Origin of the sequence: Evansella clarkii (assembly GCF_002019695.1) — a bacterium.
Lineage (GTDB): Bacteria > Bacillota > Bacilli > Bacillales > Salisediminibacteriaceae > Evansella > Evansella clarkii.
In genome coordinates this window covers 1,048,789-1,066,732 of the sequence record NZ_KV917376.1, presented here as the reverse complement: position 1 = coordinate 1,066,732, position 17,944 = coordinate 1,048,789, and the positions used below count along the sequence as shown (strand labels likewise).

The following is a 17,944-nucleotide window of genomic DNA, read 5'->3' as shown; positions in this document are numbered from 1 at the left end:
GCGGGAAGGCTCCTTCTTGTATAGGGAGATTCAGAAAAAACAATAAGGAAGCTGGTTAAATGAAGCAGACTAACTCAGAAGAGCGGCTGGACTATCTGCCGGGAAAAAAACGTTATATTTTTCAAAGAAGGGATATATTTTCTTTTTCCATAGATGCGGTTCTGCTGGCCGGATTTGCGAAAGTCCCTGGGGACAAGGGGAAAATTATCGACCTTTGTGCTGGTAATGGGGCCATTCCCCTGCAGATGTCACTGAGAACAAAGGCTAAGATAGATGCGGTGGAAATTCAGGAAGTGCTCGCAGGCCTGGCTAGTAAGAGCATAAATCATAACGGGCTGGATGATCAGATAAATATTATTAACAAAAACCTCCTTGATCTGGAGAATGAGGTCTCATGGGACAGTTATGATCTTGTCACTTGTAATCCTCCATATTTTAAGGTCACTTCCGAAAAGGGCAAAAACGATAATAAAATGGTCTCCTATGCGAGACATGAAGTAGCTGCCACACTGGAAGATATAATAAATATTTCATCAAGGCTTGTAAAACAGACAGGGAGGCTCGCTATGGTTCACCGCCCGGAGCGTATGGCCGAGATATTCAGCGTCATGCAAAAATACAGCCTGGAGCCAAAGAGAGTACAATTCGTATACCCTAAATCAGACAGGGAAGCCAATATGGTCCTTGTGGAAGCCGTCAGAGGAGGAAAGTCAGGTTTAAGGACTCTGCCCCCAATTATCGTCTACGGAGCGGGAAATACGTATACAAAGGAGTTTAAAGAGCTTTATGAAAAGTGGTAAGCATTATGTCTATATTCTGGAGTGCGGGGATAACACTTATTATACAGGCTATGCTCAGGATGTAAAAAAGCGAATGAGGATGCATGAAGAAGGAAAAGGGGCAAAATATACGAAAGGCAGAGGTCCTTTCGCGGTAGTATATGAAGAAATCTTTGATTCAAAAGGAACGGCTTTAAAGCGGGAGTATGAGATTAAACAGCTTTCAAGGAAGCAAAAAGAAGTTCTCATAAAGTATGGAGGGAATGATAAAGGTGCAAATTCAGCAGAGTTATCGTGATATGGAAGGAAAAGGATGTCTCTACCTCGTGCCCACGCCGATAGGAAATCTTCAGGATATGACCTATCGCGCGGTGGAAATATTGAAAAGTGCAGACATCATTGCAGCCGAGGATACTCGCCATACTAAAAAGTTATGCCACGCATTTTCCATAGAAACGCCATTAATAAGTTACCACGAACATAACAAGCTGGAGCGGGAAAATATCCTTGTCGATAAGGCAAAAGGGGGAGAGGTGATTGCGCTTGTAAGCGACGCAGGCATGCCAGCAATCTCTGACCCCGGGGCAGATCTGGCAGCACGATTCGCAGCAGAAGAGATACCTGTTATTGCTCTTCCAGGTGCCAATGCTGCCCTGACAGCTCTTGTAGTCTCGGCTCTTCCTACAGAAGCTTTCACCTTTTCCGGGTTTCTCGACCGAAGGAAGAAAGAACGTGAAAAAGCATTAGAAAAGTGGAGAAAATATCCGGATACTCTTATTTTTTATGAAGCTCCTCACCGCCTCAAAGAGACATTGACAGCTATCCTGAAAGTGATGGGAAACAGGGAGATGGCTCTGTGCCGTGAAATAACAAAACAATATGAGACGATCATTCGGGGAAACGCGGAAAGTATACTGGCATTTATTGAAGAAGAGGGAGTAAAAGGAGAGTGTGTCCTTGTAATCTCCGGTGCTTCAGAAGAGGAACAGCTGGAGCAGGAGGAAGAAAAGTGGTGGGCCTCTATGCCAATTGAGGAACATATTGAACACTATATGGAAGAAGGACTATCATCTAAGGATGCAATTAAACAAACGGCTGCTGACAGAGGAATGAAAAAAAGAGACGTTTATCAGATTTATCATGTGGAATAGCAAAGCGGAAGCGCCTTTCTCACGAGCGAAGTGACCTCGAGCGAGTAGGTGATGGAGCTGGACAATTTTCATAGTAAAGGATATTTTTTCTTAGGGATTAAATAAACCCAGCTCATGAATTGAGCTGGGTTTATGTATTACTTATCTTGCTTTTCAAGGTAATCCTCTAAATCTCTTATAATTTCTTTTGCTCCCTGAGGGCTCAGGATAATTTTGCCCTCGGCAATAGACAGATTATCATCGGAAACCTCTCCTGTTACCTGGCAAGTCATGTTAGGCTTGTACTTCTTCAGTACAATTCTCTCGTCGTCCACATAAATTTCAAGCGCATCTTTTTCTGCAATATCAAGGGTACGGCGAAGCTCAATAGGTATTACTACGCGGCCCAATTCGTCAACTTTACGAACAATTCCAGTAGATTTCATACTATTTTCCTCCCGGTCAATATATTAGTTTAGCATAGATTTTCGACACTATTCTTTCAAACTTAGAATACCAACTTTTCCAAAAGAAGTCAATTAAAATATAATTTAATTCGCTTTTTTTCGGAAATGTTTGTGGCGGGGAAGAGGGGGGGATTTGGTTAATCCGTTGATACTAAAGGGTTTATTCAGTTTATTAAATAATTTTAATTTGAAAGTTTTAAACTGACTCTATTTTCTTAACTCTATTGATTATTCGTAACAGGAAGCGTGCTTTTGTCTTATAAACTATAATAAATGTGAAAATATTTTCCCCGCTTACTCTATGGCCTCCTGGAAATCCAGCTAATTCATCCGGTGCTTTTGTTTTTAAAAAGATGCTTTTAGTTTTACAAATACATGGGAATACTTCTAAGAAGAGCCTCTGCAGAGTGTACAGCTTGACACTGTCTACTCTATTAGATATATTCTGAATACAGAAAGCAAATAATCTGTTTCCGATGACGGGATGAGTAAAGAGGAAAGTTTTTGACAGAGAGCCAGGCTGCTGAGAACTGGTATGAACTGAACTCTTGAAGATGGTCCAGCGAGGAAATTACCTTCGAGCAAAAAGATGTAAGGGGGTAACGTAAATCCGGCGTTAACGGAGCAGGCTGAAAATACAGATGCTTTAACGCAGTCCTGTTTTCAGCCTCTGGAGACTGTTTTAATAACAGTGAATCTGGGTGGTACCACGTGAGTATGAACTCTCGTCCCAAGGCGGACGGGGGATTTTTTTGTTTCTGACGCTCCTGGAGGCACCGTATGTGAAAATCTCAAGACGTAAGCAATTTATTGTTTTATAGATCAAGGAGGTATTAATAATGAGTAAAAATGAAAAGACTTTCTACATTACTTCGCCGATTTACTATCCAAGTGATAAGCTGCATATCGGCCACGCTTATACAACCGTTGCTGGTGATGCAATGGCCAGGTATAAGAGGTTGAGGGGCTATGAGGTAATGTACTTAACTGGTACAGACGAGCATGGGCAGAAGATTGAACGGAAAGCAGAGGAAAAAGGTGTTACTCCCCAGCAATTTACTGATGATATTGTGGCTGGGATTAAAAAGCTCTGGGATAAACTGGACATTTCCTACGATGATTTTATCCGGACAACAGAAGACAGGCATAAAATAATTGTCCAGAAAATATTTGACCAGCTTCTGGAGCAGGGCGATATCTATCTCGATAAGTATGAGGGGCTGTATTGTACTCCATGTGAATCTTTTTACACCGAGTACCAGGCAAAAGGAAATGTATGTCCTGACTGCGGACGTCCAGTAGAGAAAGTACAGGAAGAATCCTACTTTTTCAAGATGAGTAAATATGCAGACAGGCTTCTCCAGTACTACGAGGAGAACCCGGAATTTATCCAGCCGGAGTCCCGGAAAAACGAAATGATCAACAATTTTATTAAACCTGGGCTGGAAGATCTGGCTGTTTCAAGGACTTCGTTTGACTGGGGTGTAAAAGTTAAAAGCGACCCTAAACATGTGGTGTATGTGTGGATTGATGCGCTGTCTAACTATATTACAGCATTAGGGTACGGAAGCGGAGATGACAGCAAGTACAGGAAATTCTGGCCGGCGGATGTCCATCTCGTTGGTAAGGAAATTGTCCGTTTCCATACGATATACTGGCCGATTATGCTAATGGCACTGGATCTTCCGCTTCCTAAGAAAGTTTTCGGCCACGGCTGGCTGTTAATGAAAGATGGCAAAATGTCTAAATCTAAAGGGAATGTGGTTGATCCTGTTCCGCTGATCGACCGTTACAGCCTTGATGCCCTCCGTTATTACCTTCTCAGAGAAGTACCATTTGGTTCTGACGGAGTATTTACACCGGAAGGGTTTGTGGACAGAGTGAACTATGATCTTGCCAACGACCTTGGAAACCTGCTTAACAGAACTGTTGCCATGATTAATAAGTATTTCGACGGAGAAATGCCTCAGTACGTAAAAGATGCGACAGCGGTGGATGTGTCCCTTGTTGATCAGGTGAACGCTACAGTGACAAAAGTAGAAGCTGCGTTGGAAGATATGGAGTTTTCCGTGGCACTGACTGCAATCTGGCAGCTAGTGAGCAGAACAAATAAATATATTGATGAAACGCAGCCGTGGATTATGGCTAAGGATGAAGAAGCAAAAGAACAGCTCGGCTCTGTTATGTACCACTTAGCGGAATCACTAAGGTACATTTCCATTCTTATTCAGCCATTCCTTACAGCTACACCTAAAAAGATCTGGCAGCAGCTTGGTATTAGTGAAGATATTACTTCATGGGAGTCCTTGAGGCAGTTTGGCCAGCTGAAAAGCGGAACCAAGGTTGTTAGTAAGGGAGAACCCCTTTTCCCTCGCCTTGATGTAAAAGAAGAGGTAAAGTACATTGTGGAAGCGATGGGGGGAGTCCTCGTTTCTGAAGAAGATCAGGAAAAATCATCTGAGGGCAACTCGACAGAAGCAGTAATAGAGGCTCCCGAGTCCGATGAAATTACAATAGATGACTTTACAAAAGTGGAACTGCGTGTAGCAGAAGTAATCGGAGCTGAAAAAGTGAAAAAGGCAGATAAGCTGCTGAAGATCCAGCTGGACCTTGGTTATGAACAGCGCCAGGTAGTTTCCGGAATTGCCAAGCATTACAGCCCGGAAGATCTTGTTGGAAAGAAAGTAATCTGTGTAACTAACCTGAAGCCGGTAAAGCTTCGGGGAGAGCTGTCACAGGGAATGATTCTTGCAGCATCCAATGAAGAAGAGCTTACTTTAGCGACTATTGCAGAATCTCTGCCGAACGGATCTAAAGTTAAATAAACCAAAAAAGACGCCTTTCCCCTCAGGAAGGGCGTCCCTTTTAAATAAGATGACTATGTCATTAGCTCAGAATGTCTATAAAGTTCATTAACACACCTTATTTAAAGTAATAATGATAATTCTGAGCAAAAGGGATACTCATATTAAATAATATAAGGAGGACTTATTCATGTTGTTTGATACTCACGTACATTTAAATGCCGATCAGTTCGAAGAAGATATAGAACAAGTAATTGAGCGGGCAAACGAGGCCGGAGTCTCAAAAATGACAGTCGTCGGGTTTGACGAAAAAACGATCAATAAAGCAATGGAACTCACAGAGAAATATGACTTTATATACGCTGCTGTTGGATGGCATCCTGTTGACGCCATCGACCTGAATCAGGAATATCTGAACTGGATCAGGGACTTGGCTTCACACCCTAAGGTAGTAGCAATTGGAGAAACAGGGCTTGACTACCACTGGGATAAATCCCCAAAAGAAGCTCAGAAGGATGCTTTCCGAAAGCAGATCCAGCTGGCTAAAGAAGTGAAACTCCCCCTTATAATTCACAACCGAAACGCTGACGAGGATGTGGTGAAGATCCTTAAAGAGGAAAAGGCAGAAGAAACAGGGGGAATCATGCACTGCTTTGGAGGAAGCATTGAAATTGCCAGAGCTTGTATGGACATGAACTTCTATATCTCCTTTGGGGGGCCAGTCACGTTTAAAAATGCGAAAGAAACAAAAGAGACAGCAAAGGAAATTCCTTTGGAAAGAATGCTTATTGAAACAGATGCTCCCTACCTAGCTCCACACCCGTATAGAGGAAAAAGAAATGAACCGGCATACGTAAAATTAGTGGCCGAGGAAATAGCCCGGCTTAAAGAGCTTGATTATGAGGAAGTTGCTCACCAGACAACAAAGAATGCAGAAAAACTTTTCGGGATTAACTGACAAAGACAGCTAGCAAATTCTGGCTGAGCTTGTCCGAAAACCGAGGCGCCGGCTTTTGTTCAACAACTTCCCGCATCAGTATCCATAAGGGTTGTCGAGAAGTTTTCCTTCAACAGGCATAAGAATTACGTAATAATTGCTGAGAGTAAGGGATTGATATATTAATTGACAAAGGGGGCGAGCGGGCGTATAATTCGGTTTCTGAAGGAGGGGTTCAGCCATGAATCAATGGATGAAGCAGCTCTATTCACGTATTTCGTGGAGAAAGCTTGCCGTATCCAGCGTTGGCCTCCTGACGTTGATTGGTATTGTTGTTTTCGCTGTGTATGAATTAACGAAAGCATCAGTAACGATTGGTATGGAAGAGGACATAAGTACCGTCTATACACATGCATCAACTGTCGGAGAGGTTTTAGAAGAACGTGATATTGAAGTGAGTATTCACGATGACATCGACCCGCCCCAGGATACAGACATCAAAGATACGATGGAAATCACCATAACACCAGCAAAGCAGGTAGAAATACATACGGATGGCGAAAGCCAAAAAGTCTGGACAACAGCCGGTACAGTAGAGGAACTGCTTGCTGAGCTGAAAATAGAAGTAAACGAGCATGATAAGATTAGTCCTGATCCAGATGAAATAATAACAGAGAATACACTGGTAAGCTATGAAACTGCTTTCCTCATTACGCTGTATAGTGATGGAGAAGAAAAAGAGGTTTGGACGACTTCAACAACGGTCGCTGACTTTTTGGAAAATGAGAATATTGCCCTTGGCGAATTAGACCGTGTAGAACCTTCCCTCGACGATCTTCTGGCAGAGGAAACCGAGATTAACGTGGTCCGGGTGGAAAAAGTCACCGATGTTGTGGAAGAAGAAATAGATTTTGCAACTGTACGAAAAAATGATGGCTCTGTAGAACGAGGGACAGAAAAAGTACTAAACAGCGGAAAAAATGGGACTCTTGCAAAATACTATGAAGTTATTTTAGAGGATGGAGAAGAGGCATCAAGGGAATTGATTAAGGAAGAAATAGTGGCTGAAAGTGAAGACAGGGTAGTGGCTGTAGGTACAAAAGAGCCGCAGCCTGTAGTTTCCAGAGGGGCATCTGCTTCAGCGGAAAATACGTCCTCCATTAATTCATCATCAAGTTCCAATGCTTCAGCTGCATCGGATTCGTCATCCTCAAATTCCTCTTCCGGGGGAAGCTCAGGCAGTAACCAGGGCAGCTGGCGTACTTTTACAGCTACTGCCTATACGGCTAATTGCAGTGGTTGTTCAGGCATTACTTATACAGGAGTTAATCTGAAAAATAACCCGAACGCCAAAGTTATAGCAGTCGATCCGAACGTCATACCGTTAGGGTCCAGAGTGGAAGTAAAAGGCTATGGAACCTATTTAGCGGCGGATATTGGCGGGGCTATCAACGGGAATAAGATTGATATATTCATTCCCGATACTAACAAGGTAAGGTCTTTTGGCAGGCGGACCGTAGAAGTTCGAGTGCTTGATTAAACACAGAGTTATCTCTGTGTTTTTTCTTTTTGGAGTTTCGGAGTTAACACGGCGCAATCGCAATATCCCCCTGGGAACTTGCACTTCTAACATGATTAGGTATAGTAATAGACATATCGAAACAGAGATAAAATAGCTGTACAGGCTATCAGAGAGGGTAGAGGTAATAATGAAGCTGCCAGTAGAGGAAATAATTGTAGTTGAGGGTAAAAACGACACAAATATTTTAAAAAAATATTTGGTATGTGACACGATAGAAACAAACGGCTCGGCTGTAGCCGACCATGTGATTTCACAGGTCAGGCTGGCAGTTGAGAGAAGAGGGGTCATTATTTTTACAGATCCAGATTACCCTGGAGAAAAAATCCGGCGTACAATTGAGGAAAAAGTGCCAGGGTGCAAGCACGCTTTTTTACAAAAGGAAGATGCCATTGATCATCAGAAAAATAAAGTTGGGGTAGAGCATGCCTCCGGCGAAGATATTATAAGGGCAATTAACGAGGCAAAACCTTCGTACGGGCTTGAATATCAAGAAGAAAAAGAAATTACTAAGGAAGACCTTTTTGCAGCAGGGCTGATCGGAGGCAGGGGGTCCCGTGAAAAAAGAGATGCTCTCGGAAAGGAACTGAATATAGGCTATACAAACGGGAAACAGCTGTTAAAAAGGCTCCATCAGTTCCGGATTAACCGTAACGAATATACAGCGGCTCTGAAACGAGTAGAAAGAGGAGATTATTAATGACTGATAAAGATATAGCTACACCGAAAAGAACAAAAGAGATATTAGAACGGTTTGGATTTTCTTTTAAGAAAAGTTTAGGACAGAACTTCCTTATTGATACTAACATCCTTAACAGAATCGTCGATGCAGCCGAAGTAACGGAAAGCACAGGAGTGATTGAAATAGGGCCAGGAATAGGAGCGTTAACAGAACAATTGGCAAAACGGGCTCAAAAGGTGGTTGCCTTTGAAATAGATCAGCGCCTTATTCCTATATTAAAAGAGACTCTGTCCTCCTATCCCCACGTGGAAGTAATTAATGAAGATGTTCTGAAGGCAGATGTAAAGCAGGTTGTTTCCGGGAAATTTCAGGAAGGGGAAGATCTCGCTGTAGTAGCAAACCTTCCTTACTACGTAACTACACCGATATTGATGAAATTGCTCGAAGAGAACCTTCCAGTAAGAACCATAGTAGTAATGGTTCAGAAGGAAGTAGCTGACAGAATAGCTGCCGGGCCGGGGACAAAGGATTACGGCTCTCTTTCCATAGCCGCTCAGTATTATGCTGATGCTGATACTGCCTTCACGGTTCCTAAAACTGTTTTTGTTCCTCAGCCTAATGTAGATTCAGCTATCTTACGTCTCACCATCAGAGATACTCCTCCTGTGCAGGTGGAGGATGAGGCTTTCTTTTTTGAGATGGTCAGGGCCTCGTTTGCCCAGCGGCGAAAAACTCTGTTAAATAATATGTCCCGTCACTTTGGTGAAGATCTTGAAAAATCAGAGGTGGAAAAAGTAATTCAGGAAGCAGGAATAGATCCAAAGCGAAGGGGAGAGTCCCTTCATATGGAAGAATTCGCCGCGCTGAGCAGCAGATTCCTCAGGAGACTGGCAGAAAAGTAGCAACAGAGCGCCTCCCTGCATAATTTATCGTGTGAGGAGGCGTGTGTCATGGCGGACTTTAAAGTAGGTCAGATAGTAGGAAGAGCATCGTATAATTGTGATATTTTATTTCGAATTAAACAAATAAATGGAGATAAAGCTGAGTTAACAGGTGAAGATATGAGGCTTCTGGCTGATGCTCCAGTAAGTGATCTAGTGCCTATAAAGGATGAGGAGAGAAAGAGAAGGGCTGAAAAATATAAAGACCAGGTGGAGAGCTGTTACCAGCTTTTCAGACAGGACCGGAAATTAATCAGGGAAAAAAGCGAGTATGAAGTTACCTCAGGCTATACAAAAAAAAAGCAGTATTTTGAAATGCCCGGAAAAGTCCTTCATATGGACGGAGACTCCTTATATTTAAAGAAATGCACCCAGGTTTATGACCGCTTAGGTGTACCCGTTTACGGGGTGCATCTTCATGAAAAGGAGATGCCGCTTCAGGTGGCTTCCCTTATAGAAATGGTGAGGCCTGAAATCCTGGTTATAACAGGACATGATGCGTATAGTAAATCTAAGGGCAGTGAACAGGAAATGAAAGCTTACAGAAATTCAAGGCATTTTGTCGATACAGTAATGGAAGCGCGCAAAGTGGTTCCCTATATGGACCACCTTGTAATATTTGCCGGTGCATGCCAGTCGAATTTTCAGTCGCTGTTAAAGGCTGGCGCAAATTTTGCAAGTTCTCCTGACCGGGTTAATATACATGCTTTGGACCCCGTATATGTCGTTTCTAAAGTTAGTCTGACACCTTTTATGGAAAGAGTGGGTGTCTGGGACATTTTAAAAACTTCTTTAACAGGGCAAAAAGGGCTCGGGGGAGTAGAAACTAACGGGACTCTCAGAAGAGGCATGCCTAATTTATATGAAGAAGAAGAATAACCAGAGAATCAGGCGCAGCCAGGAGGTTGCGTTTTTTAATAAAATAAAGAAAAAATATTTTTCCCACGAAAATCGTCTAGCTCCAGCGCCTGCGAGCTCGAGGTCACTTCAGGCAGCTACCTGAATTGGGGCCTTGTGACGATTAATCGCAGGAGCACCTGAAGCCAAAGAGCGGCTTCTGTCAGGCATCCTCGATTAAGCTGTCCAACGAGCACAGCCTCTTGAAACGCTGCGAGTTGCCTCGACGGATCCACTGCGCAGCTATTCTCGAAGAGGAAGAGGCAGTGATTGGGCCTGCGGTTACTCGGTCCAGGTAAAGAGTGTCACTCGTGACCAAGGCGCTTGCACTTTTCTTGTGCTTGTTTGTACATAGTTTCTGAACATTTGTGCATGCTAAAAATTATCGACTGAAAGCAAGAAAAATTTGTTGACACTGACGAGTTTCGTTGTTATAATTTTAGTTTTATTTGACGAAGCGTACGTCCTGTGTTATAATTAGGACAAGTGAGGTGTAGTGGATGGCTAAAACATTGATTGAAATTAAAAGATCACTGGACGAGAACGTAGGCAAGAGAATTACCATTCAGGCAAACGGAGGTAGAAGAAAAACGATTGAAAGATCCGGGCTTTTGGAAGGAACATATCCCTCAGTTTTCACCATCAAACTGGACCAGGATGAATATGCTGTTGAACGAGTATCCTATAGTTACACAGACGTACTTACTGAAACAGTCAAGCTGACTATGGACGGAGCTGAAACTGCGGCTGAAGAGCCGTTAGGAGCTGCTGAAAAGATATAATTTATATAAGCGATTATCTAAAAAAACGTCTAATCCGGTGAAACGGCTTAGGTGTTTTTCAGGATAATCGTTTTTTTTTTGCTCTCTGCAAGGGAAATTTTCCTGCTTTAATTTTTCAGGCCCTGGAAACAATAAGGATGCCACAGCCATGGAAGGGGTTGTTACGAATGGGGAGAAGACGAGGCGTCATGTCAGATCGCTTTAAGGAAGAGCTGGCAAAAGAACTTGGCTTCTACGATACCGTCCAGCGAGAAGGATGGGGAGGCATTCGGGCAAGGGATGCAGGTAATATGGTAAAACGGGCAATTGAACTGGCTGAAAGGCAGCTGCATAACGATCAGAACCAGTAATCAGCCAGATTATCTCACTATTCAGGCTGTGGCAAAGTGAAGGACCGGGGGTCTCCCCCGGTTTTTTTATTGTTTAGCAAATTATTGATTTTTGTCTGCATTTGCGGAGGAGCGATGCTCTTGCCGGTCGGGAAAAGAAAAAGCTGAAGATCCACCGGGGTGATATTACGCGTTAGCTGAAGCTTTGCCCGAGGCAAGCGAGCGTCTTTTAACGAAAATCAACAGCTATATTAATAAAGCAATTTTTATCCTGAAAGAAAAGTGGTGGTAAATGTAGTATCATGGAACCACAAGTGATAAAATACGGAAGAAAGTTTTTATGGAAAAAGCAGGTGAATTAAATGAGGGAAAGCATTATTGTAAAAGCCCCGGCTAAAATAAATTTAACCCTTGATGTAACCGGGAAGCGTAATGACGGCTATCATGAAGTGGAAATGATTATGACAACAATTGATCTGTCAGACAGGATCGGCCTCATTTCTTTAGAAGAAGACAAAATTAATATAGACGTGAACCAGGGTTTTATCCCGTCCAATGAAAATAATCTTGCTTATCAGGCAGCAAAAGTAATTAAAGATCATACAGGTACGGAAAAAGGCGTATCTGTATTTATTGATAAACAAATACCTGTCTCAGCGGGGCTTGCCGGAGGGAGCACAGATGCGGCAGCAGTGCTGAGAGGACTTAACCAATTATGGGAATTGGGTCTTACTATGGAAGAGCTTGCTGAGCTTGGACTTAAAATTGGTTCTGATGTTCCTTTCTGTGTCCATGGCGGGACGGCTGTTGCAAGAGGAAGAGGCGAAAAACTGGAATTTCTCCCTGCACCTCCATCTTGCTGGGTTGTTCTCGTGAAGCCTCCAATGAGTGTTTCCACAAAAGATATTTACAGCAGGCTTGATCTCAAAAACATGAAACACCCTGATACTGCCGGAATGATAAATGCTATTAATCAGGGAGCCTTTCCGGACGTTTGTCAAAAGCTTGAGAATGTCATGGAGGAAGTGACATTTAATATGCATCCGCAGGTTGCAAAAATTAAACAACGAATGCTCCAGTTCGGCGCGGATGGGTCAGTTATGAGCGGGAGCGGCCCCACTGTATTCGGTCTGACACAAAGTGAAGCAAGGGCTGACCGTTTGTATCATGGGTTAAAAGGTTTTATGGAAGAAGTATATGTTGTTCGTATTCTTGGCACCAAACATGGCTAGAATATGCACAGTAACTTGTTAAATCCGGACGGTAGTGGTATATTACTTTTATAATGTTCGGTTTTTGGAGTTTACAAAAGGCGTATTAAGCGATGGAGGTAGGACATGAAGTACCGGAGAAGCGGACGTTTAGTCGATATGACAAATTATTTTCTGTCTCACCCGCACCAGCAAATCCCTCTGACTTATTTTTCAGAAGCTTATAAATCAGCTAAGTCTTCCATCAGTGAAGACATCGCAATTATAAAAGAGGTATTTGAGAGCAGGTACACAGGGACGATTGAGACTACTGCCGGTGCAGCGGGAGGGGTAATGTTTATCCCTGCGGCTGACCGTGAAAGCTCGGAAAAATTAATTGACGGACTTTGCCAGAAGCTCGAAGACCCTGACCGGCTTTTGCCAGGGGGCTATTTATATATGATGGATGTTATTGGCGATCCTATGCTGATGAGAGAACTGGGCAGGATATTTGCCGCCAGGTATCGTCCGGGGGATATTGATGCTGTTATGACAATGGCAACGAAAGGGATTCCTCTGGCGTATGCTGTTGCTGAGCATTTGAACGTACCTGTGAGCATCGTCCGCCATGAACATCGGATCACGGAAGGGTCTCTTGTAAGCATTAATTATGTTTCAGGATCAAATAAGCGGATTCAGACGATGTCTCTTGCCAGAAGAAGCCTGAAACCTGAGTCCAGGGTATTTATAGTGGATGACTTCATGAAGGCTGGAGGCACAATCAGAGGAATGATTGATCTGTCGAATGAATTTCAGTGTACAGTAGCCGGGGTAGGGGTGCTGACTGAGGCAGTTCATGAAGAAGAAAAACTAGTGGATAACTATATTTCTTTAACAAGGCTTTCTGAGATTGATATAAAAAACAAAAGAATAAAAGCAGAACGGGGCAACCTTTTTGCCTGATGATAAGGCAGCCGCGGAAAGCATCTGAATTAAACATTTTGATTTAAAAGAGTAAAAAATAAAAAGAAAATTTAATTTTGCCATTTTTCTTTCTGAAAAAGAAGGATTTCCAATTCCAATGTAGAATCGATGTAATAGCAATTTATTTATTTGGAAAAGGTGGTGGCAGATATGGAAGTAACAGATGTGAGACTTCGCCGGGTGAATACGGAGGGTCGTATGCTTGCAATCGCATCTATTACCATCGATGATGAATTTGTTGTTCACGACATTCGGGTTATCGACGGAAATAATGGCATGTTCGTGGCTATGCCGAGCAAGCGTACTCCTGATGGGGAATTCAGAGACATTGCTCATCCGATCTCTTCAAAAACCCGTGAGAAAATTCAGTCCGCGGTTTTGGCTGAGTATGAAAAAGCCGGTGAAGAACTGGAATTTGAAGAAGCAGGCGCTTCTTAAGCATCAAACCTAGCTGATTAAGCTAGGTTTATTTTTTTGTCCCGAAAAAACTTCGATTTGCAGTCATAGTTATTATTTATTGATTTACTTTCCGGTAGTTTGGGGTAGATTATGCTAAAAGGAGTATCCTGCTGAGAAAGTTTTTTACCGGTTTATACTTGCGGGAAATAATTGAAGTTGCTAAACTCGTCTAAGTCGGTACAGCATGTACAAATATAATACTTTTACTCAGGGAGGTTTCCGTGGATTTTCTACTCGGTATTGCAGCTATAGTTGTTGTTCTCGGACTAGCATATTTAATGTCAAATGACAGGAAAAACATTAATTACAGAGGCATAGGCATTATGCTTGTGCTTCAGGTGATAACGACATGGTTTATGTTTACAACAAGAATCGGTCAGTCGGTTATCAACAGTATCTCAGCAGGGTTTAACAGACTTATCGAATTTGGTATGGAAGGAATTGGATTTGTGGTCGGGGGCATTGAAACAGGAGAGGGTGGCGTCTTTTTCTTCAACGTTCTGCTGCTCATCGTATTTTTTGCCACACTGCTTTCCGTTCTGACATATTTAAAAATTCTTCCTAACATAATCAAATATTTGGGTGGACTCATCTCTAAAGTAACAGGTTTGCCCAAAGTGGAATCTTTTAATGCGGTGAACAGTATGTTCTTTGGCCAGTCTGAAGCTTTAATCGCCATTCGAACACAGTTTAATCATTTAACAGCAAACAGATTATATATTGTAAGTGCTTCAGCCATGGGTTCAGTTTCAGCATCAATTGTTGGTGCTTATCTGCAGATGCTTCCGCCGCAATATGTACTGGTTGCATTGCCGCTTAACATGTTCAGTGCATTAATTATGGCTTCTCTTATAGCACCTGTTAATGTGCCTAAAGAAGAAGACCGTGTGGAGATTGAAAACGTTTCCGATGACAAGAGTATTTTTGAAGCTATGGGAAACGGGGCTCTCGAAGGCGGTAAAATTGCTTTAATTGTTGCGGCTATGCTTATTGCTTTTATCGCTTCCCTGGAGCTTGTGAACTGGATTATCCAGCTTGTATTCGCGGGAATTACCCTGCAGGAGATTCTTGGTTATATACTTGCTCCAATAGGACTGTTGATGGGAATAGCGCCGAATGAAGTTATTCAGGCAGGGGCAGTGATGGGGACTAAAATAGTTACCAACGAGTTCGTTGCTATGCTTGAATTCCAGACTATGCTGGACGGCATGTCTGAGAAAACAGTAGGGGTTGTTTCTGTCTTTTTAACGAGCTTTGCCAATTTTTCATCTATCGGTATTATTGCAGGGACAGTTAAAGGAATCGATGCGCGAAAAGCAGCAGATGTGTCCGGCTTCGGTCTGAAGCTTTTAACAGGGGCTACTCTTGCTTCCATTTTATCCGCGACAATTGTAGGTATGTTCTTATAATTTAACTGTGGAATTATCTGTATGGAAGGGACGTCCGGTCCACTAATCTCATAGGGGGAATTTGATGAGAGATCCCAAATGGCCTTGGGTGGCCAGACAGCAATGGGAGAACTTATTATTTCTGCACTGGCCGGTTCAGGTTGAAGAACTAAGGCCCTATGTGCCGTCGCCCTTTAATATTGAAACGTATAACGGAAGAGCCTGGATAAGCATTGTTCCTTTCCGGGCATCCTGGAATGGTTTCAGAGGAATGCCTGGGAAATTGCCGTTCAGTGATTTTCTCGAAATAAATGTAAGGACGTATGTAAATTTTTATGGAGAGCCGGGGGTTTATTTTCTTTCCCTTGACACAGACAGCAGGCTGGCAGCAGCCGGAGCCCGTAGTGCCTTCTCACTTCCGTATTTAAAAGCGGAAATTACCCTGGAAGAAACAGGGGATGGTTTGTTTTATGAAAGCAGAAGAACAGAGAAAGCAGCGCGGGATGCATATTTTTCAGTTTATATTAAGCACATTGCCTCTCAGGAAATAGACATGGAGAAGGGCTCATTAACAGAGTGGCTGACTGAGAGATACTGTTTGTGGACCTTAAAGGGGGATAAGATATTAAAGGGGCCTATTTCCCATTCACCATGGAGGCTGAAGAAAGCGGAAGCAGAGTGGAGCATGAATGGGATGACCAGCTTCCAGTCCGGCAGGGATATTAGTGATAAGCCTATTATTCAATACTGCAAAGAAAAAATGGTAGGCTTTCATCCCTTCGAAAAGTACGGAATAGCAGATGTGAGTTTTAATGAGCTTTGGCATCCTGGCTCTGAATAAATATCTTGGCCCGCAGGTATGCGGGTCATTTTTTTTACTATAAGAAAGTATAAAATTTCAGCAACGTAGCCGTCTCGACGCTGATAAAATTTTTAGGATTATAGTATAAGTGCAACTAAGGCAATGCTTCGCCTCTTTTAAGGCTTGGCTTGCCAAGTTTTCTTTATGAAAACAAATAAATATTGCCTCATCCCTTTTTAAAAAAGGGGTTGTCTTTTATTTCCTTCTTATGCAAAAGCAGTCCTTTCTTGAAAAGAAGCCGGTTTTAAGATATATTCGTAATGGAAAAACAGCCCCCTGGAGGTTAAATTTATGAATAAACGTTATGCGATTATCTTGGCAGCCGGAAAAGGCACAAGAATGAAATCCGATTTATATAAAGTACTGCATCCTGTATGCGGTAAACCTATGGTGCAGCATATTACAAATCAGTTAAAAGGACTGGATACAAGTAAAATGATCGCTGTTGTCGGCCATGGCGCAGAAATGGTGAAAGAAGAACTTGGAGAAGAAGTCTCCTATGTACTTCAGGAAGAGCAGCTTGGAACCGGACATGCTGTTATGCAGGCAGAACCATTAATAGGCAGTGAACAGGGGACTACGGTAGTTTTATGTGGAGATACTCCTTTGTTAACACAGGAAACGATAGAATCCCTTATTAAAGAGCACGAACAGCAGCAGGCCAAGGCAACAATTTTAACAGCTGCAGCTGACGATCCAACGGGGTACGGCAGGGTTATCCGTAATCAGGAAAACCATGTAGAAAAAATTGTGGAGCATAAAGATGCCGCTGAAGAAGAAAAACTAGTTACTGAAATAAACACAGGCACATACTGTTTTGACAATCAGGCACTTTTTGATGCTTTATCAAAAGTAGGCAATGATAATTCCCAGGGCGAATATTATTTACCCGATGTAATTGAGATCCTGAAAGAACAGGGAGAACCAGTAGCTGCTTATCAGACTGCCGATTTCAATGAAACCATCGGAGTCAATGACCGTGTAGCACTAAGCAGAGCTGAAGTTATTATGCAGAAGCGGATAAACGAACAATTAATGAGAGATGGAGTTACATTAATTGATCCGGCGAATACTTATGTATCCGCAGACGTAACTGTTGGCAGGGATACGGTGATTTATCCTGGCTGTGTTATTAAAGGAGAGACATTGATAGGGGAAAAATGTGAGATTGGCCCTCATACAGAAATTGAAAACAGCAAAATTGGCAGCGACAATGTCATCAAGCAATCTGTCGTACATGACAGTGAGGTTGGAAACCGGGTATCTATCGGGCCGTTTGCACACCTCAGACCTAAGACGAAACTTGGAAATGAGATCAAGGTTGGCAATTTTGTAGAACTGAAGAAGATGACCATGGGAGATGGCAGTAAGGCTTCCCACCTCAGCTATCTTGGTGATGCGGAAATTGGCGGTAATGTCAATGTTGGATGCGGTTCCATTACAGTGAACTACGACGGTAAAAATAAATATTTAACAAAAATAGAAGACGATGCTTTTATAGGCTGTAATTCCAATCTTATTGCCCCTGTTACGATTGGGAAAGAAGCATATGTAGCAGCTGGTTCTACTATTACAGAAGACGTTCCTGGAGAATCGCTGGCTATCGCCCGCGGCCGCCAGACGAACAAAGAGGGATATGTAAGCAGACAAAAAAATGAAAAGTAACTGTTATCAAGGATGAAGGCAGGTTTGCCTCTTCCAGGATACAGGTGCTGATTTTAACAGAACAGATTA

At 42.7% G+C, this 17,944-nt stretch carries 18 protein-coding genes; 17 read left to right on the top strand and 1 reads right to left on the bottom strand.

The window, feature by feature from the left end:
* Nucleotides 1–59 precede the first annotated feature (59 nt).
* Genes BK582_RS05055 through rsmI form a run of 3 tightly spaced genes read left to right on the top strand, consistent with a single transcriptional unit; the run spans nucleotide 60 to nucleotide 1,930 of the window.
* Complete coding sequence (locus BK582_RS05055; RefSeq protein ID WP_078593271.1) at nucleotides 60–800, top strand: tRNA1(Val) (adenine(37)-N6)-methyltransferase; 741 nt, start codon at nucleotides 60–62, stop codon at nucleotides 798–800.
* Complete coding sequence (locus BK582_RS05050) at nucleotides 787–1,077, top strand: GIY-YIG nuclease family protein (protein WP_078593270.1); 291 nt, start codon at nucleotides 787–789, stop codon at nucleotides 1,075–1,077. The genes BK582_RS05055 and BK582_RS05050 overlap by 14 nt, the downstream gene beginning before the upstream one ends.
* Nucleotides 1,043–1,930 (top strand): 16S rRNA (cytidine(1402)-2'-O)-methyltransferase, encoded by an 888-nt coding sequence (rsmI, locus tag BK582_RS05045; RefSeq protein ID WP_078593269.1) that lies wholly within the window; start codon nucleotides 1,043–1,045, stop codon nucleotides 1,928–1,930. Before BK582_RS05050 ends, rsmI begins: the two co-directional genes overlap by 35 nt.
* A gap of 137 nt (nucleotides 1,931–2,067) precedes the next feature.
* Here rsmI and BK582_RS05040 read toward each other — a convergent pair whose 3' ends face one another.
* Nucleotides 2,068–2,355, bottom strand: coding sequence for an AbrB/MazE/SpoVT family DNA-binding domain-containing protein (locus BK582_RS05040; protein WP_078593268.1), 288 nt, complete (start codon nucleotides 2,353–2,355; stop codon nucleotides 2,068–2,070).
* 860 nt (nucleotides 2,356–3,215) lie between these two features.
* On the opposite strand from BK582_RS05040, the gene metG reads away from it, so the two are divergent.
* The 14 genes from metG (at nucleotide 3,216) to glmU (ending at nucleotide 17,875) form a co-directional block, all read left to right on the top strand.
* Nucleotides 3,216–5,201: a methionine--tRNA ligase gene (gene metG, locus BK582_RS05035; RefSeq protein WP_078593267.1), complete on the top strand. Its 1,986-nt coding sequence runs from the start codon at nucleotides 3,216–3,218 to the stop codon at nucleotides 5,199–5,201.
* A 169-nt stretch (nucleotides 5,202–5,370) separates the two neighbouring features.
* Nucleotides 5,371–6,138, top strand: a complete 768-nt coding sequence (locus BK582_RS05030) for a TatD family hydrolase (RefSeq protein ID WP_078593266.1) — start codon at nucleotides 5,371–5,373, stop codon at nucleotides 6,136–6,138.
* Nucleotides 6,139–6,358: 220 nt separating this feature from the next.
* Complete coding sequence (locus tag BK582_RS05025) at nucleotides 6,359–7,657, top strand: G5 and 3D domain-containing protein (protein WP_078593265.1); 1,299 nt, start codon at nucleotides 6,359–6,361, stop codon at nucleotides 7,655–7,657.
* 175 nt (nucleotides 7,658–7,832) lie between these two features.
* Nucleotides 7,833–8,396, top strand: a complete 564-nt coding sequence (gene rnmV, locus BK582_RS05020) for a ribonuclease M5 (RefSeq protein WP_078597798.1) — start codon at nucleotides 7,833–7,835, stop codon at nucleotides 8,394–8,396.
* On the top strand, nucleotides 8,396–9,280 hold the full coding sequence (gene rsmA, locus BK582_RS05015) for a 16S rRNA (adenine(1518)-N(6)/adenine(1519)-N(6))-dimethyltransferase RsmA (protein WP_078593264.1): 885 nt from the start codon (nucleotides 8,396–8,398) through the stop codon (nucleotides 9,278–9,280). The genes rnmV and rsmA overlap by 1 nt, the downstream gene beginning before the upstream one ends.
* 48 nt (nucleotides 9,281–9,328) lie before the next feature.
* Nucleotides 9,329–10,198, top strand: coding sequence for a sporulation peptidase YabG (gene yabG / locus BK582_RS05010; RefSeq protein WP_078593263.1), 870 nt, complete (start codon nucleotides 9,329–9,331; stop codon nucleotides 10,196–10,198).
* A 518-nt stretch (nucleotides 10,199–10,716) separates the two neighbouring features.
* Nucleotides 10,717–10,998, top strand: coding sequence for a biofilm formation stimulator Veg (veg, locus tag BK582_RS05005; protein WP_078593262.1), 282 nt, complete (start codon nucleotides 10,717–10,719; stop codon nucleotides 10,996–10,998).
* A 167-nt stretch (nucleotides 10,999–11,165) separates the two neighbouring features.
* Nucleotides 11,166–11,348: a small, acid-soluble spore protein, alpha/beta type gene (locus tag BK582_RS05000; protein ID WP_078593261.1), complete on the top strand. Its 183-nt coding sequence runs from the start codon at nucleotides 11,166–11,168 to the stop codon at nucleotides 11,346–11,348.
* A 341-nt stretch (nucleotides 11,349–11,689) separates the two neighbouring features.
* The gene (ispE, locus tag BK582_RS04995; protein ID WP_078593260.1) at nucleotides 11,690–12,559 is read left to right on the top strand and encodes a 4-(cytidine 5'-diphospho)-2-C-methyl-D-erythritol kinase; all 870 of its coding nucleotides are present in this window, start codon (nucleotides 11,690–11,692) and stop codon (nucleotides 12,557–12,559) included.
* Nucleotides 12,560–12,664: 105 nt separating this feature from the next.
* A complete protein-coding gene (gene purR / locus BK582_RS04990) occupies nucleotides 12,665–13,480 on the top strand; it encodes a pur operon repressor (protein ID WP_078593259.1) in 816 nt (271 codons plus the stop codon).
* 171 nt (nucleotides 13,481–13,651) lie between these two features.
* Nucleotides 13,652–13,939, top strand: coding sequence for a septation regulator SpoVG (gene spoVG, locus BK582_RS04985; RefSeq protein ID WP_078593258.1), 288 nt, complete (start codon nucleotides 13,652–13,654; stop codon nucleotides 13,937–13,939).
* Nucleotides 13,940–14,181: 242 nt separating this feature from the next.
* The gene (locus BK582_RS04980; RefSeq protein WP_078593257.1) at nucleotides 14,182–15,369 is read left to right on the top strand and encodes a NupC/NupG family nucleoside CNT transporter; all 1,188 of its coding nucleotides are present in this window, start codon (nucleotides 14,182–14,184) and stop codon (nucleotides 15,367–15,369) included.
* A 64-nt stretch (nucleotides 15,370–15,433) separates the two neighbouring features.
* Nucleotides 15,434–16,189: a YqjF family protein gene (locus BK582_RS04975; RefSeq protein ID WP_078593256.1), complete on the top strand. Its 756-nt coding sequence runs from the start codon at nucleotides 15,434–15,436 to the stop codon at nucleotides 16,187–16,189.
* Nucleotides 16,190–16,501: 312 nt separating this feature from the next.
* Nucleotides 16,502–17,875 (top strand): bifunctional UDP-N-acetylglucosamine diphosphorylase/glucosamine-1-phosphate N-acetyltransferase GlmU, encoded by a 1,374-nt coding sequence (gene glmU / locus BK582_RS04970; RefSeq protein ID WP_078593255.1) that lies wholly within the window; start codon nucleotides 16,502–16,504, stop codon nucleotides 17,873–17,875.
* The last annotated feature ends 69 nt before the right edge of the window (nucleotides 17,876–17,944 follow it).

Bases quoted from the DNA above. Each gene is read 5' to 3' on its own strand.
- BK582_RS05055 (WP_078593271.1), top strand. From the start codon at position 60: ATGAAGCAGACTAACTCAGAAGAGCGGCTGGACTATCTGCCGGGAAAA.
- rsmA (WP_078593264.1), top strand. From the start codon at position 8,396: ATGACTGATAAAGATATAGCTACACCGAAAAGAACAAAAGAGATATTA.
- rsmI (WP_078593269.1), top strand. From the start codon at position 1,043: ATGATAAAGGTGCAAATTCAGCAGAGTTATCGTGATATGGAAGGAAAA.
- veg (WP_078593262.1), top strand. From the start codon at position 10,717: ATGGCTAAAACATTGATTGAAATTAAAAGATCACTGGACGAGAACGTA.
- spoVG (WP_078593258.1), top strand. From the start codon at position 13,652: ATGGAAGTAACAGATGTGAGACTTCGCCGGGTGAATACGGAGGGTCGT.
- BK582_RS04975 (WP_078593256.1), top strand. From the start codon at position 15,434: ATGAGAGATCCCAAATGGCCTTGGGTGGCCAGACAGCAATGGGAGAAC.
- ispE (WP_078593260.1), top strand. From the start codon at position 11,690: ATGAGGGAAAGCATTATTGTAAAAGCCCCGGCTAAAATAAATTTAACC.
- yabG (WP_078593263.1), top strand. From the start codon at position 9,329: ATGGCGGACTTTAAAGTAGGTCAGATAGTAGGAAGAGCATCGTATAAT.
- BK582_RS05030 (WP_078593266.1), top strand. From the start codon at position 5,371: ATGTTGTTTGATACTCACGTACATTTAAATGCCGATCAGTTCGAAGAA.
- BK582_RS05025 (WP_078593265.1), top strand. From the start codon at position 6,359: ATGAATCAATGGATGAAGCAGCTCTATTCACGTATTTCGTGGAGAAAG.
- BK582_RS05040 (WP_078593268.1), bottom strand. From the start codon at position 2,355: ATGAAATCTACTGGAATTGTTCGTAAAGTTGACGAATTGGGCCGCGTA.
- purR (WP_078593259.1), top strand. From the start codon at position 12,665: ATGAAGTACCGGAGAAGCGGACGTTTAGTCGATATGACAAATTATTTT.
- glmU (WP_078593255.1), top strand. From the start codon at position 16,502: ATGAATAAACGTTATGCGATTATCTTGGCAGCCGGAAAAGGCACAAGA.
- metG (WP_078593267.1), top strand. From the start codon at position 3,216: ATGAGTAAAAATGAAAAGACTTTCTACATTACTTCGCCGATTTACTAT.
- BK582_RS05000 (WP_078593261.1), top strand. From the start codon at position 11,166: ATGGGGAGAAGACGAGGCGTCATGTCAGATCGCTTTAAGGAAGAGCTG.
- BK582_RS05050 (WP_078593270.1), top strand. From the start codon at position 787: ATGAAAAGTGGTAAGCATTATGTCTATATTCTGGAGTGCGGGGATAAC.